Source organism: Achromobacter pulmonis, assembly GCF_021733725.1.
Taxonomy (GTDB): domain Bacteria; phylum Pseudomonadota; class Gammaproteobacteria; order Burkholderiales; family Burkholderiaceae_B; genus Achromobacter; species Achromobacter pulmonis.
In genome coordinates this window covers 4,677,870-4,691,325 of record NZ_JAIFOT010000001.1, presented here as the reverse complement: position 1 = coordinate 4,691,325, position 13,456 = coordinate 4,677,870, and the positions used below count along the sequence as shown (strand labels likewise).

General features: G+C 69.0%; 14 protein-coding genes. 9 read left to right on the top strand and 5 right to left on the bottom strand.

What is annotated here, in order from left to right; translation table 11 throughout:
- The first annotated feature begins 136 nt into the window (after positions 1-136).
- Entirely contained in the window at positions 137-979 is an 843-nt protein-coding gene (locus K2W61_RS21540) for a CPBP family intramembrane glutamic endopeptidase (RefSeq protein WP_175135272.1), read from the top strand.
- 49 nt (positions 980-1,028) lie between these two features.
- Here the strand turns inward: K2W61_RS21540 and K2W61_RS21535 are convergent, their stop codons facing one another.
- The 3 genes from K2W61_RS21535 to arfB form a co-directional block, all read right to left on the bottom strand.
- Complete coding sequence (locus tag K2W61_RS21535; protein ID WP_175139807.1) at positions 1,029-2,087, bottom strand: alkene reductase; 1,059 nt, start codon at positions 2,085-2,087, stop codon at positions 1,029-1,031.
- 45 nt (positions 2,088-2,132) lie between these two features.
- A complete protein-coding gene (locus K2W61_RS21530; protein WP_175135274.1) occupies positions 2,133-2,474 on the bottom strand; it encodes an ArsR/SmtB family transcription factor in 342 nt (113 codons plus the stop codon).
- A 99-nt stretch (positions 2,475-2,573) separates the two neighbouring features.
- Positions 2,574-2,990: an alternative ribosome rescue aminoacyl-tRNA hydrolase ArfB gene (gene arfB, locus K2W61_RS21525; protein ID WP_175135275.1), complete on the bottom strand. Its 417-nt coding sequence runs from the start codon at positions 2,988-2,990 to the stop codon at positions 2,574-2,576.
- A 187-nt stretch (positions 2,991-3,177) separates the two neighbouring features.
- Here arfB and queE point away from each other — a divergent pair, with 187 nt between their 5' ends.
- From queE to K2W61_RS21490, 7 genes are all read left to right on the top strand, one after another.
- Positions 3,178-3,810 carry a 7-carboxy-7-deazaguanine synthase gene (gene queE, locus K2W61_RS21520; RefSeq protein ID WP_175135276.1) on the top strand — a complete coding sequence of 211 codons (633 nt, stop codon included), beginning with the start codon at positions 3,178-3,180 and terminating at the stop codon, positions 3,808-3,810.
- Positions 3,807-4,250, top strand: coding sequence for a 6-carboxytetrahydropterin synthase QueD (gene queD, locus K2W61_RS21515; RefSeq protein ID WP_175135277.1), 444 nt, complete (start codon positions 3,807-3,809; stop codon positions 4,248-4,250). The genes queE and queD overlap by 4 nt, the downstream gene beginning before the upstream one ends.
- 230 nt (positions 4,251-4,480) lie before the next feature.
- Positions 4,481-4,954 (top strand): MarR family winged helix-turn-helix transcriptional regulator, encoded by a 474-nt coding sequence (locus K2W61_RS21510; RefSeq protein WP_175135278.1) that lies wholly within the window; start codon positions 4,481-4,483, stop codon positions 4,952-4,954.
- Positions 4,951-7,005 carry an FUSC family protein gene (locus K2W61_RS21505; RefSeq protein ID WP_175135279.1) on the top strand — a complete coding sequence of 685 codons (2,055 nt, stop codon included), beginning with the start codon at positions 4,951-4,953 and terminating at the stop codon, positions 7,003-7,005. Before K2W61_RS21510 ends, K2W61_RS21505 begins: the two co-directional genes overlap by 4 nt.
- On the top strand, positions 7,002-7,214 hold the full coding sequence (locus K2W61_RS21500) for a DUF1656 domain-containing protein (protein WP_175135280.1): 213 nt from the start codon (positions 7,002-7,004) through the stop codon (positions 7,212-7,214). The genes K2W61_RS21505 and K2W61_RS21500 overlap by 4 nt, the downstream gene beginning before the upstream one ends.
- A gap of 2 nt (positions 7,215-7,216) precedes the next feature.
- A complete protein-coding gene (locus K2W61_RS21495) occupies positions 7,217-8,128 on the top strand; it encodes an efflux RND transporter periplasmic adaptor subunit (RefSeq protein ID WP_175135281.1) in 912 nt (303 codons plus the stop codon).
- Positions 8,129-8,183: 55 nt separating this feature from the next.
- Positions 8,184-9,605 carry an efflux transporter outer membrane subunit gene (locus K2W61_RS21490; RefSeq protein ID WP_236756521.1) on the top strand — a complete coding sequence of 474 codons (1,422 nt, stop codon included), beginning with the start codon at positions 8,184-8,186 and terminating at the stop codon, positions 9,603-9,605.
- Positions 9,606-9,784: 179 nt separating this feature from the next.
- Here the strand turns inward: K2W61_RS21490 and ypfH are convergent, their stop codons facing one another.
- Positions 9,785-10,504, bottom strand: a complete 720-nt coding sequence (gene ypfH / locus K2W61_RS21485; RefSeq protein ID WP_175135283.1) for an esterase — start codon at positions 10,502-10,504, stop codon at positions 9,785-9,787.
- A gap of 161 nt (positions 10,505-10,665) precedes the next feature.
- Here ypfH and K2W61_RS21480 point away from each other — a divergent pair, with 161 nt between their 5' ends.
- Complete coding sequence (locus K2W61_RS21480; protein ID WP_236756520.1) at positions 10,666-12,207, top strand: amino acid permease; 1,542 nt, start codon at positions 10,666-10,668, stop codon at positions 12,205-12,207.
- Positions 12,208-12,220: 13 nt separating this feature from the next.
- On the opposite strand, the gene K2W61_RS21475 is transcribed toward K2W61_RS21480, so the two are convergent.
- Positions 12,221-13,282 (bottom strand): methyl-accepting chemotaxis protein, encoded by a 1,062-nt coding sequence (locus K2W61_RS21475; protein ID WP_336885400.1) that lies wholly within the window; start codon positions 13,280-13,282, stop codon positions 12,221-12,223.
- Positions 13,283-13,456 lie beyond the last annotated feature (174 nt).

Genomic DNA, 13,456 nt, shown 5'->3' with positions numbered 1-13,456 from the left:
CGGCGCGCGCAAACGCCGCCATGGGCACAGGCAGCGCGCGCGGCCCCCCGGCGCTTACACTTGCGGGTCCGGACGCCGCGCGCCCCCGTGAACGCCCTGCCGGCGACGCGCCGCCCGCCCTTTCGCAGGAAGAACCATGCCCCTCGCATCCCCGGGATCCCTGATGTTCCTGGCCGCCGCCATGCTGTGGCCGCCAGCCACGCGCCGCTGGGCGCTGCTGCCCCTGGCGCTGGCCTATGGCTGGTCCTGGACGCAGGGCGGCATCGAACCCTTGGCGCTGGCCTGGCCCGCGCTGCTGGCACTGGCCGCGCTGCTGGCGCGCCCATCGCGGGCGCCGGCCGCTGGCCACGCGCTGTTCCTGGTCCTGGCGGCGCTGCTGTTCCTGCATTGGCTGCCCGGATTCCATAACCCGCAGGTCATCGCGCGCGCGGCGCTGACGCCCGATGCCGTGCCCTTCGGCATGTACCTGAACCTGGACAAGCCGCTGGTGGCCTTCTGGGTGGTGCTGGCCGCCACGCCCGCCATGGCCGGCGCGGGCCCGCGCGCCACGCTCATGGCGGCGCTGGCCGCCTGCACGGGCGCCATCGTGCTCTGCCTGGGATTGGCGCTGGCGCTGGGCGTGGTGGGTTGGGCGCCCAAATGGCCGGCATCGGGCTGGCTCTGGCTGCTCAACAACGCTTTGCTGGTGACCCTGGCCGAGGAAGCCCTGTTCCGCGGCTACGTGCAGGAACGGCTGGCGCGCTGCTGGCGCGACCGCGCCTGGGGCGCCACCGCCGCCCTGCTGGTCGCGGCGCTGCTGTTCGGGCTGGCGCATTACGCCGGCGGCTGGCAATGGATGCTGCTGGCCGGCATCGCCGGCGCGGCCTACGGCCTGGCCTACCGCCATGGCGGCCTGGCGGCGGCGGTGCTGGCGCACCTGGGGCTGAATGCGGCGCACTACGGCTTGTTCACCTACCCGATGCGCGCCGCGCTGCACTGATACGCCAACACCGTTGCCGCCCCGTCGCGGCGGGCAACGGCGCCGCGCCTCAGACCGTCGCCAGCGCCGGATAGTCGGTGTAGCCGGCCGCGCCCGAGGCGTAGAAGGTGGACGTATCCGGCGTATTCAACGGCGCGTTCAGGGCGAAACGCCGCACCAGGTCCGGATTGGCGATGTACGGCACGCCGAAAGCCACCGCGTCGGCGCGGCCCGCGGCAATCGCCGCCTCGGCCGATTCGCGCGTGAAACCTTCGTTGGCGATATACACGCCGCCAAACGATTCCTTGAGCTGCGGCCCCAGGCTGTCGGCGCCCTCGTGCTCACGCGCGCAGATGAAAGCCAGCCCACGCCGGCGCGCCGCCCGCGCCACATAGTTGAAGGTCGTGGTCGGATCCGAATCGCCCATCGTGTGCGCGTCGCCGCGCGGCGACAGGTGCAGGCCGACGCGGCCGCCGCCCCAGATCCCGACGCAGGCGTCCACCACCTCCAGCATCAGGCGCGCCCGCGCTTCGAGCGAACCGCCGTAGCCATCGGTGCGATGGTTGGTGCTGTCCTGCAGGAACTGGTCCAGCAGATAACCGTTGGCGCCGTGCACTTCGACGCCGTCGAAGCCGGCCTCCTGCGCCAACTGCGCGCCACGGCGATAGGCCTCGACGATGCCCGGGATCTCATCGGTCTCGAGCGCGCGCGGCACCACGTAGGCGCGCTTGGGCCGCACATGGCTGACATGGCCGCCCGCCGCGATCGCGCTCGGCGCCACCGGCAGCTCGCCATTCAGGAAGATCGGATCGGAAATCCGGCCCACATGCCACAACTGCGCGAAGATACGGCCGCCGGCCTCATGCACCGCCGACGTCACCTTGCGCCAGCCCTTGACCTGTTCCTGCGACCACAGCCCCGGCGTATTCGCATAACCCACGCCCTGCGGCGTCACCGAGGTAGCCTCGGTCAGGATCAGCCCGGCGGTTGCGCGCTGCACGTAATACTCGACCATCAGGTCGCTCGGCACACGGCCTTCGGCGGCGCGTTGGCGCGTCAACGGGGCCATGATGATACGGTTGGGCAGGGTCAACTCCCCTACTTGCAAGGGTTCGAACAGCAGGCTCATAACAATCCTCTTGCCCGGCGGGCGGGCTTGGGTAGCGGCGGCAGGCTACATGTCTTGGTTCAATTGCCGCAGGAACGCGGCAATCACGGTTTCATTGCGACGAAAGAACACCCACTGCCCCACCTTGGTGGCCGAAATCAGCCCCGCGCGCTGCAGCACCGCAAGATGCGAAGACACGGTGGACTGCGACAGCCCGCAACGCCCGTCGATATGGCCCGCGCATACCCCGTGTTCAAAGGTATGGCCCGGACGTTCCTGGAAGTGCGCCTGCGGCTCCTTCAACCACCCCAGGATCTCGCGGCGCACGGGATTGGCCAACGCCTTGAGAATGGCGTCGACATCGATCTGCGTGGAGGCCTCGGCGGCGGTGGAAGCAGTGGTCGTCATATTGAAATATCGCAATTTATCGAATCTTATATCGAGATATCCCGATATAACGTCATACCCCTGCCGGCCGAGGGGCTTTCCCGGCGCCCTGGCGAACCCTCACTCGCCCTGCACCCTTCCCCGCAGCCGCTTGACTTCGCCATGCAGCACCTTGCGCTGCACCCGCCGCCGCTGCGACGCCCGCGTCGGCTTGGTCGCCCGGCGCGGCTTGTCCACCTTCGCCGCCGCCCGCACCATATTCACCAACCGCTCGATCGCCTCGGCCCGGTTTTTGTCCTGGCTGCGGAACGACTGCGACTTGATGACGATCACCCCCTCCTTGGAAATGCGATGGTCGCTCATCGCGCACAACGCCTCCTTGATCTCGGGCGGCAACGACGATGCCCGCACATCGAACCGCAGATGCACCGCGCTCGACACCTTATTGACGTTCTGCCCGCCCGCGCCCTGCGCCCGGATCATCGAGAACTCAATCTCGCGCTCGTCGATATAGAGAGAATCTTGAACATGAAACATAGCGCGAGAGTATATAAGCCCCACGCCCAGGGCGACCTGCGAAGCGCCCTGCCCTCGGCCTGCGGATTCCCCAAAAAGCGAAAAAGCCCACGACATCAAGGACATCCCAGACCCGCGCCCCCAAGAACGACTAAAATAATGCGCTTTTGCCCCCCTCCTGGGCGCTCGCCCCGAGCGCCATCCCCCCATGACCTACACCGCCAAAGAAATCTTCAAAACCCTGCAAGGCGAAGGCGCCCACGCAGGCCGCGCGGCGGTCTTCTGCCGGTTCGCGGGCTGTAATCTCTGGACCGGCCGCGAAAGCGACCGCGCCAGCGCCGCCTGCACCTTCTGCGACACCGACTTCATCGGCACCGACGGCGAAGGCGGCGGTAAATTCGCCACCCCCGACCTGCTCGCCGACGCCATCGAAGCCGCCTGGGGCCCCGACACCGCCAACCGCTACATCGTCTTCACCGGCGGCGAACCCCTGCTGCAACTGGACGCCCCCCTGCTGGCCGCCGTCCACGCCCGCGGCTTCACCGTCGCCATCGAAACCAACGGCACCGTCCAGCCGCCGCCCGGCATCGACTGGATCTGCGTCAGCCCCAAAGGCACCGCCCCCGTCGTCATCGAACGCGGCAACGAACTCAAGCTGGTCTACCCCCAGCCCAACGCCCTGCCCCCGCGTTTCGAACACCTGGACTTCGAGCACTTCTTCCTGCAACCCATGGACGGCCCCGCCCGCCAGGCCAACACCGAACAAGCCGTCCAGTACTGCATGCAGCACCCGCAATGGCGCCTGAGCCTGCAGACCCATAAATACATAGGCATTCCATGATTTCCGTGACCCGCAGGCTTGAATTCGACGCCGGCCACCGCATCCCCGACCATCGCAGCCAGTGCCGCAACCTGCACGGCCACCGCTACGTGCTCGAAATCACCCTGACCGGCGACGTCGTCCAGGCTCCTGGCGAATCCGACAACGGCATGCTGATGGACTTCGCCGACATCAAGCGCATCGCCAAGACGCACATCGTCGACGTCTGGGACCACGCCTTCCTGGTCTTCGAGGGCGACACCGCCGTGCGCGGCTTCCTGGATTCGATGCCCGACCACAAGACCGTGGTGCTGGACCGCATCCCCACCGCCGAAAACCTGGCCGCCATCATCTTCGAGATCCTGGCGCCGCACTATCATGGCCACTACGGCGCCGACCTGCGCCTGACCCGTGTGCGCCTGTACGAAACGCCCAACTGCTGGGCCGACTGCAACGCCTGATGCCCCCGCGCGCGGCGGCAAAACCGCCCGCCCGCGCTGCCGCGACATCTCCGCCCCCGGGCGTCCCGCCCCGCCACACCAGGATCGCCGGGCGCCGCGGCCTGGCTTGGCCCGCCCGGCTTTCCATCCACGGAACACCCGCCCCTGATTTTTCCGATTGAAAGAATCAATGGAGATCTTCACTATTTTCAATTAATAGTAAGCTAATAGATAGGATACAATCGATTTCCATGAAGACCCCCACCGACTCCCAGCTCATGGCCACCACCGCCAACCTGATGGTGCTGTCGCGCGCCTATCGCGGCGCCGCCGACAAGGCCCTGGCCGACTACGGCCTGTCGCAAGCCACCGCCTGGCCCGTGATCCTGGCCGGCCGGCTCGGCGACGGCGTGCGCCAGGGCGCGCTGGCCGAGGCCCTGGGAGTCGAAGGTCCGTCCCTGGTGCGCGTGCTCGACCAACTGGTCGCCGCCGGCCTGATGGAACGGCGCGAAGACCCGCACGACCGCCGCGCCAAGACCCTGCACCTGACCGAGGCCGGCCATGCGCTGCGCAAGCAGGTCGAGGACGTGCTGGTGGAACTGCGCCGGCGCCTGTTCGGCGGCATCAGCGAAGCCGACCTGCAGGCCTGCCTGCGCGTGTTCGAGACGCTCAAGACCGCCCTGGGGCGCAGTGCCGCCGGCGCCCAGGAGGACCCGCGGCCATGAAACTGCCCAACGTCCGCGAGACGATCTTCTCCCTCAAGAGTTACCTGAGCGCCATCATGGCGCTCTATCTTTCGTACAGCATCGGCCTGCCGCGCCCGTTCTGGGCCATGACCACGGCTTACATCGTGGCCCAGCCCTGGTCCGGCGCGGTGCGCTCCAAGGCGCTGTACCGCCTGGTCGGCACCTTCTGCGGCTCGGCCATGACCGTCTACATGGTGCCGCGCCTGTCCAATTCGCCGGTGGTCATGACCGCCGCCATGGTGGCCTGGGTCGGCTTCTGCCTGTACCTGTCGGTGCTGGACCGTACCCCGCGCTCGTACCTGTTCATGCTGGCCGGCTACACCGCCGCCATGATCGGCTTTCCCAGCGTCACCGACCCGTCGCTGGTGTTCGACACGGCGCTGGCGCGGGTCGAGGAAATCAGCCTGGGCATCGTCTGCGCCACGCTGATTCACAGCATCGTGCTGCCGCGCGGCCTGGCGCCGGCCCTGACGCTGCAGCTGGACAAGGCGGTGCGCGACGCCAAGCTCTGGATCCACGACACCCTGAGCGGCCAGACCGCCGAACAGAAAGACCGCGACCGCCGCGTACTGGCCAACGACATCACCCAACTGCGCCTGCTGTCGACCCACGTGCCGTTCGACACCGGCAACCTGCGCTGGACCGCCGGCGCGGTGCGCGCCATGCAGGACCAGATCGCCGCGCTCACCCCGGCCGTCTCGGCCGTCGAAGACCGCATGCGCGCCCTGCAGGCCGACGGCCAGGCCCTGCCCGAGCCCGTCTCGCAGGTGCTGGCCGACATCTCCGAATGGATCAACGCCGGCGCTCAGGCAAGCCACGAAACCGCGGTGCAATTGCGCGCCGCCGTCTCGCGCCTGACGCCCGCCATCGACAGCCGCTCGGGCTGGCGCGATGCGCTGCTGGCCAGCCTGATGACGCGGCTGCGCGAACTGATCGACACCTATGACGAATGCCTGGCGCTGCGCCGTGAGATCCGCGCCGGACTGGCCGGCGCCCCGCTGCGCGCGCCGCGCGCCGCCGGCGGCGCCAGCGCCACCAACCGCACGCTGCACCGCGACCGCGGCATGGCCTTGCTGTCGGCCGCCGCCGCCGGCGTGGCCATTTCGGTCGTCTGCCTGTTCTGGATCGGCACGGCCTGGAGCAACGGCGCCACCGCTGCCTTGATGGCCGCCATCTTCAGCAGCTTCTTCGCCTCGCAGGACAATCCGGTGCCGGGCATCATGCAATTCCTGACCTACACGGTGTATTCGATCCCGTTGTCGGCACTGTACCTGCTGGGCATCATGCCCGCCATCCACTCGTTCGAAATGCTGGCGCTGGCGATGCTGCCCACCGCTTTCGTGCTGGGCATCTTCATCGCGCGGCCGGCCTCCACCGGCAAGGCCATGGCGATGCTGTTCGGCTTCCTGGGCACCATGGCGTTGCAGGACACCCACACGGCCGACCTGGTGTCGTTCATCGACGCGCAACTGGCCCAGTGCCTGGGCGTGGCCACCGCCGCGATCATCGCCGCCATCTTCCGCACCGTCAGCGCCGACTGGAGCGCGCGCCGCATCCAGGCCGCCAACTGGAACGAACTGGCCGCGCTGGCCAGCTCGCCACGCGCGCCGGCCCGCCACACCTACGCCGCCCGCATGCTCGACCGCATCGGTCTGCTGCAACCGCGCCTGGCACTGGCCAAGCGCGCCGACGACCTGATCGCGGCCGACGCGCTCAAAGACCTGCGCGTAGGCCGCGACATCGCCGAACTGCAACGCGCCCGCCGCCACCTGCCCATGGCGGACGCCAGCATCGCGCCGGTGCTCGACAGCCTGGCCCGCTTCTTCCGCGAACGCTCGACCCGGCGCGGTGGCGGCAAGACCGCCGAGATGCTGGCGCAGATCGACCGGGCCCTGGCCAGCGTCAGCGCCACGCCCGGCACCATCGCCGCCCGCGACCGCGCGATGGTGGCCCTGGTGGGCCTGCGCCGCGCCTTCTTCCCGGAGGCGGCCGACTATCAACCCGCCCATCCCACGCTGGAAACATCATGATCGGCGAATTCAACCTCTATGGCATCTACTTCCCCTGGCTGCTGGTGCTGGGCGTGATCACCCTGGGCGTGGCCTGGGCGGTGCGCCGCGTGCTGGCGCGCGCCGGGCTGTATCGCCTGGTGTGGCACCCGGCGCTGTTCGATCTGGCGCTGTTCATCGTGCTGCTGTATGGCGTCTCCCTCATTTCCCCTTATTTTGTGCAGAGATAGGTATGAAACTCCCCAACGCCCTGCGCCCCGCCGCCCTCGGCAAGTTCGCGCTGACCGCCGCCGTGGTCGCGGCCGCCGTCTACGCCGGCTGGCAACTGTGGGTGCACTATGAAGTCGAACCCTGGACCCGCGATGGCCGCGTCAAGGCCTACGTGGTGCAGGTGGCCCCGGACGTGTCCGGCCTGGTGACCGCCGTGCCGGTGCACGACAACCAGGACGTCAAGGCCGGCGACGTGCTGTTCGAGATCGACCGCGCGCGCTTCCAGCTGGCCTATGACCAGGCCGAAGCCTCGGTGCGCTCGCAACAGGTGGCGCGCGACCAGGCGCTGCGCGACGCCAGGCGCAACCGTGCGCTGGGCCAGTTGGTGGCCGCCGAAACGCGGGAACAGAGCCAGGCCAAGCTGCAACAGACCGAAGCCGCGCTGGCCCAGGCCAAGGTGCAGCTGGACACCGCGCGCCTGAACCTGGAACGCAGCCGCGTGCTGGCCGCAACCGACGGCCGCGTCACCAACCTGGACCTGCGCGCCGGCTCGTACGCCAGCGCCGGCCATGGCGTGATGGCGCTGGTCGACGCCAGCTCGTTCTACGTCGAAGGCTATTTCGAAGAAACCAAGCTGCCCGGCATCCACACGGGCGACCCCGTCACCGTCACGCTGATGGGCGACAACCGCCAGATACGCGGCCACGTCGAAAGCATCGCGCTGGGCATCGCCGACCGCGACCGCAGCACCGGCGCCAACCTGCTGCCGAACGTGAACCCGACCTTCAACTGGGTGCGCCTGGCGCAACGCATCCCGGTGCGCGTGAAGATCGACGACGTGCCCGCGGGCGTGCGCCTGGTCGCCGGCCAGACCGCCACCGTCGTGGTCAACGCCGCCCCGTCCGCGCAAACCGGCGCGCGCCAGCCCTCGTGAGCGCCGCGCTCGCGCAACCCCGCAACCTTTCAGACAACGCCAAGCCGTAACCGCCATGAACACCCGATTCCTCCTGCCGCTGATGCTGTCCGCCGCGCTGGCCGGATGCGCCGCCGTGGGCCCTGACTACCAGGTGCCCGCCGACGCGGCCGCCACCCGGCCCGACGCGCAGGCACCGTTCGCCGAGGCGCGGGAGGGCGTGTTCCAGCGCGACCCGGTGCCCGGACGCTGGTGGCGCCTGTACAACGACCGGGTGCTCGACGGCCTGGTGGAAAAGGCCCTGGCCGCCAACACCGACCTGCGCGTGGCCAGCGCCAACCTCGAACGCGCCCAGGCCGCCGTGCGCGAAACCCAGGCCCAACAACACCCCAGCCTGGGCGTGAACGCCTCGCCCAGCTTCGGCCATGTGTCCGGCATCCAGGAACTGGCGCCGGGCATCGACCCGCCCAACCGCTGGTCATACTCGGCCGGCGCCAGCATGTCGTACCAGGTGGACCTGGTCGGCCAGATCCGGCGCGCGGTGGAAGCGGCCGGCGCCGATGCGCAGGCGGCGCAGGCCGCCTACGACGCCACCCGCGTCACGGTCGCGGCCGAAACCGCGCGCGCCTACGCCAACCTGTGTTCGGCCGGCATGCAACTGGCCTCGGCCGAACACTCGGTCAAGGTGCAGCAGGAATCGCTGGACGCCGTCAGCCGTCTGCAACGCGCCGGCCGTGGCACCGCGCTGGACGTCACCCGCGCGCGCAGCCAACTGGAGCAATTGCGCGCCAGCCTGCCGCCGTTCCAGGCGCAGCAGCGCACCGCGCTGTACCGGCTGGCGGCGCTCACCGGCCAGACGCCGGCCGAGATTCCGACCGCGTTGCTGCAATGCGCCGCCGCGCCGCAGTTGCGCGAAACCATTCCGGTGGGTGACGGCGCCGCGCTGCTGCGCCGCCGTCCCGACATCCGCCAGGCCGAGCGCGCGCTGGCCGCCGCCACCGCGCGCATCGGCGTGGCCACGGCCGACCTCTACCCCAAGATCACGCTGGGCCTGTCGGGCGCCTCGGGCGGCCCGGCCGCCATGTTCGGCGACCGCGGCACCTTCAGCTGGAGCGTGGGTCCGCTGATCTCCTGGACGCTGCCGAATACCGGCGCGGTGCAGGCGCGCATCGCCGAGGCCGAGGCCAACACCAAGGCCGCCGTGGCGCGCTTTGACGCCTCGGTGCTGAACGCGCTGCGCGAAACCGAGAGCGCGCTGGTGGTGTATGCGCGCCAACTCGACCGCCAGGCCGCGCTGCGCGCCGCGCGCGACCAGGCGGCGCAGGCCGCCGCGCAGGCGCGTCAGTTGTTCCAGTATGGCAAGACCGACTACCTGACGGTGCTGGACGCCGAACGCACCCTGGCCAGCAATGAAAGCGCGCTGGCCGCCGGCCAGGCCGAACTCAGCAACGACCAGATCGCCGTGTTCCTGGCGCTGGGCGGCGGCTGGGAGCAGTAACCGGCAAGCCCCAGCGCACGCTCCGCGCCGATCATGGCGCCCGCCGGGCCCGGCCCTGGCGGCATCCCCTTGGCCCGTCCGCTCGGGCCACGCTCCCTCTCCTTTCTCTCCACCGGCCATTGCGCCCGAGCCGTGGCTGACGCGCGGCGGCGGATTTGGCGAGGCTCACCGGCGCGCCGTCAATGCACCGTGGTGCCGTCGGGCGGCGACTGGTTCAGGCCCAGCGCCGCTTCCCAACTGCGCAGCGGCACGCAGGTCTGCAGGCGCACGATGGCGCGCTGGATCAGAGCCGGATGCAGTTCGTGGCCGACGTGCGTGGCCACGTCGATGGTGGAATCGCCATGCAGCTCGTCCAGCCGCGCCTGCGCCGCCTGGATCAGGGCCACCGGCATGACCGGATCGTTGGCGCCATGCAGCAAGTGCAGCGTGGTGTACTGCGGCGCGGCCTTGGGCAGTTGCGCATAACGGCCCGAAAACGCGATCACGCGGCCGGCCATGCCGTCGTGCGCCTGCACCAGTTCCAGCGCCATGATGGCGCCTTGCGAGAAGCCGGCCAGCGCGGTGTCGGACTGCAACAGGCCAAAGCGGGCCTGGGCCGCTTTCACGTAGGCTTCCAGCGGCGGCAGGGCCTGGGCCACGCGCTCGGGCCGGTTGTCGTCGGACACGCCGCGCACCGAGAACCACTGGCGGCCGGCGGCGCCGCCGTCGAAGGGTTCGAAGCCCTCGGGAATCAGCACCGCCGCGCTGGGAAAGGCGGCGCGCACGGCCTCGGCCAGCGGCACCAGGTTGTCCGGCGTGCCGCCGACCCCGTGCAACAGGATGAACAGTTGGCGCACGTCGGTGCCGGGGTTGGGCAGGAACGCGATTTCGCGGGGGGATGGAGAGGAAGAAGTGGCCATGCTACGGCTCCGGACAGGCACTGGGTGGCCCCATTGTAAAATGCCGGTCACACGCAATCCTAGGCAAGGCGCCCACCGGGCCGGCTACTGCCCCCGGTGCCCACCAGGCGCTGACGGGCGATCGTGGCCGGCGCAGCGTTTTGCATCAACCAGTGCATTCCATGAAAACACCGACGACAGACTCGGGAACCCCGCCGGCCGGCAAGAACCAGTTGCACCGCGTGCTCAAGGCGCGCCACCTGACCATGATCGCCCTGGGCGGCGCCATCGGCACCGGCCTGTTCATCGCCTCGGGCGCGGCCATCGCCCAGGCTGGCCCGGGCGGCGCGCTCACGGTCTACCTGCTGATCGGCCTGATGGTCTATTTCATCATGACCAGCCTGGGCGAACTGGCCACCTTCATGCCCGTGTCGGGCTCCTTCTGCACCTATGCCTCGCGCTATGTGGATGGCGGCTTCGGCTTCGCGCTGGGCTGGAACTTCTGGCTCAGCTGGGCCACGGTGGTGGCGGTGGACGTGGTGGCCGCACAGTTGGTGATGGCGTACTGGTTCCCCGATACCCCGGGGTGGATCTGGAGCGTGACCTTTCTGGCGCTGACCTTCGGCCTGAACGCCTTCTCGGCGCGCAGTTTCGGCGAAGCCGAATACTGGTTCGCCATCATCAAGGTGGTGGCGGTGCTGTGCTTCATCGTACTGGGCCTGGCCATGCTGGTCGGCATCATCCACAGCGACGCGCCGGTCGGCCTGCGCAACTGGAGCGTGGGCGAGGCGCCGTTCGTGGGCAACGCCGCCACCTGGGTCGGGGTGGCCATGGTGGTGGCCTATTCGTTCCAGGGCACCGAGCTGGTTGGCGTGGCCGCGGGCGAATCCGAGAACCCGCGCCGCAACGTGCCGCGCGCCATCAACCACGTGTTCTGGCGCATCCTGCTGTTCTACGTGCTGGCGATCCTGATCATCGGCCTGCTGATTCCCTATACCGACCCGCAGCTGCTGCGCAACGAGGTCGAGGACATCGCTGTCAGCCCGTTCACGCTGGTGTTCCAGCACGCCGGGCTGCTGTCGGCGGCCACCATCATGAACGCGGTGATCCTGACCTCGGTGCTGTCCGCTGGCAACTCGGGCATGTACGCCGCCACCCGGATGCTGTTCAATATGGCGGCCGAGGGCCAGGCGCCGAAGCTGTTCCAGCGCGTGACGGGCAACGGCGTGCCGCTGTACGCGCTGCTGGCCACCACCGCGCTGGCCTGCCTGTGCATGTTCAGCGTGGTCTACAGCCCCAAGGCGGTCTACATCTGGCTGCTGAATTTCGCCGGCATGACCGAGTTCATCGTGTGGCTGAGCATCGCGGTCAGCCACTACCGCTTCCGCCAGGGCTACGTGAAGCACGGCTACGACACCGCCGACCTGCCCTACAAGGCCGGCCTGTTCCCTTTCGGCCCGCTGCTGGCCTTCGTGCTGTGCCTGTTGGTCACGCTGGGCCAGAACTACCAGGCCTTCCTGGACGAGCGCATCGACTGGATCGGGGTGGTCTCGACCTACCTGGCGATCCCGCTGTTCCTGGCGTTCTGGATCGGCCACCGGCTGGTGAAGAAGTCGCGCTGGATCCGCTACGAAGACATGCGGTTCTACGGTTTCGAGGCCGACCGCGCCGCCGGCGTCGGCCAGGACGCGCCGGTGGCCGCCGGCCAGCCGGCGCGGTCCTGAACCCGCGCCAGCGCTATTCGAAAGCGTTGCGCGGGCGCTGCGCGATGACGCCGTACCAGCCCAGGCCGGCATAGGTTTCATAACCCGGCGTCAACGCGAACCCCACCAGGCCGCGGTCGGCGTTTTCGTAGTAGCCGCGGGGCTGCTCGTCGTGGCGCAGCACGTAGCGCTCTTGCAGCGATGCCGCACCATCCGAGGCGGCGATGACGCGCTGGCGGCTGTCGACCAGCAGGCAGCGGGTGCGTCCCCATTCCTCTTCCGACAGGCCCACCGACTTGACGATGCTGTCGGCCTGCTGGGTCCAGTCGAAGAACACCCCCAGCACGCCCAGCGGCTCGCCCTGCTTGTCGGCATCACGTCGGATCGCGGTGGCGTAGGTGGCGACGTGGGCGCCGTCCAGCAGCCGCGCGCGGTCGATGTCCATGGCCACGTATTCGCCGCCGTCAGCCGTGGCCATCCCGCGCCGGAACCATTCGCTCTGGCTGACGTTGGCGCCGCGCGCCTGCGGATAGCGGTCCGGACGACCATTGGCCACCACCCGCCCCTGCGCGTCGGCCACCCACAAGTCCAGGTAGACCGTGTAGCTGTCCAGGATCACGCCCAGCCGGCCGCTGGCGTGGCGCGCGCTGTCGGCGCCGGGTTCCTGCAAGGCCCGCACCACCGCGGAATCCGTGGCCCACCAGCGCACGTCGCAGGACCGCTCGTACAGGTTGCGGTCCATGGTCTCGATCATGTTCAGCGCCAGGTCGCTCAGGCGGCGGCCCTCGTAGCCACGGATCTCGTGCAGGGTGTGCTCGCCGATGCGGATCAGGTCGGCGATGGAGCCAGCCAACTCTTCCTTGAGCGCGTCGGCAATGCCGGTGATCTGCTCGGACACGTACTGTACCTGATTGGCCACCACCGCGAATCCGCGCCCCGCCTCGCCCGAGCGCGCGGCCTCGATACGCGCATTCAGCGACAGGTACTTGGCCTGCTGGTTGATGTCGACGATGCTCTCGATCTTCTCGTTCGAAATCCGCTCGACGCGGCGCGACAGTTCGACGATGCGTTCGGGTTGATGGGCCATGTTCAGCACTCCTTTTGTTGGACGTTGTTGCGAGAGGAGACGGTGACATGAGGACACAAGCAGGAAGCGTGCCAAGCCGTGCACGGGTTAATGAGTCGCCCCATCCAAGGGCACGGCGGGCATGGCTGCGGGTCGGCGCGCCTCGAAGCGGGTCGCGCGGCGCGCACCAATACGGTGCAACCG

Coding starts and splice junctions, on each gene's coding strand:
- K2W61_RS21540 (WP_175135272.1), top strand. CDS start 137: ATGCCCCTCGCATCCCCGGGATCCCTGATGTTCCTGGCCGCCGCCATG.
- K2W61_RS21535 (WP_175139807.1), bottom strand. CDS start 2,087: ATGAGCCTGCTGTTCGAACCCTTGCAAGTAGGGGAGTTGACCCTGCCC.
- K2W61_RS21530 (WP_175135274.1), bottom strand. CDS start 2,474: ATGACGACCACTGCTTCCACCGCCGCCGAGGCCTCCACGCAGATCGAT.
- arfB (WP_175135275.1), bottom strand. CDS start 2,990: ATGTTTCATGTTCAAGATTCTCTCTATATCGACGAGCGCGAGATTGAG.
- queE (WP_175135276.1), top strand. CDS start 3,178: ATGACCTACACCGCCAAAGAAATCTTCAAAACCCTGCAAGGCGAAGGC.
- queD (WP_175135277.1), top strand. CDS start 3,807: ATGATTTCCGTGACCCGCAGGCTTGAATTCGACGCCGGCCACCGCATC.
- K2W61_RS21510 (WP_175135278.1), top strand. CDS start 4,481: ATGAAGACCCCCACCGACTCCCAGCTCATGGCCACCACCGCCAACCTG.
- K2W61_RS21505 (WP_175135279.1), top strand. CDS start 4,951: ATGAAACTGCCCAACGTCCGCGAGACGATCTTCTCCCTCAAGAGTTAC.
- K2W61_RS21500 (WP_175135280.1), top strand. CDS start 7,002: ATGATCGGCGAATTCAACCTCTATGGCATCTACTTCCCCTGGCTGCTG.
- K2W61_RS21495 (WP_175135281.1), top strand. CDS start 7,217: ATGAAACTCCCCAACGCCCTGCGCCCCGCCGCCCTCGGCAAGTTCGCG.
- K2W61_RS21490 (WP_236756521.1), top strand. CDS start 8,184: ATGAACACCCGATTCCTCCTGCCGCTGATGCTGTCCGCCGCGCTGGCC.
- ypfH (WP_175135283.1), bottom strand. CDS start 10,504: ATGGCCACTTCTTCCTCTCCATCCCCCCGCGAAATCGCGTTCCTGCCC.
- K2W61_RS21480 (WP_236756520.1), top strand. CDS start 10,666: ATGAAAACACCGACGACAGACTCGGGAACCCCGCCGGCCGGCAAGAAC.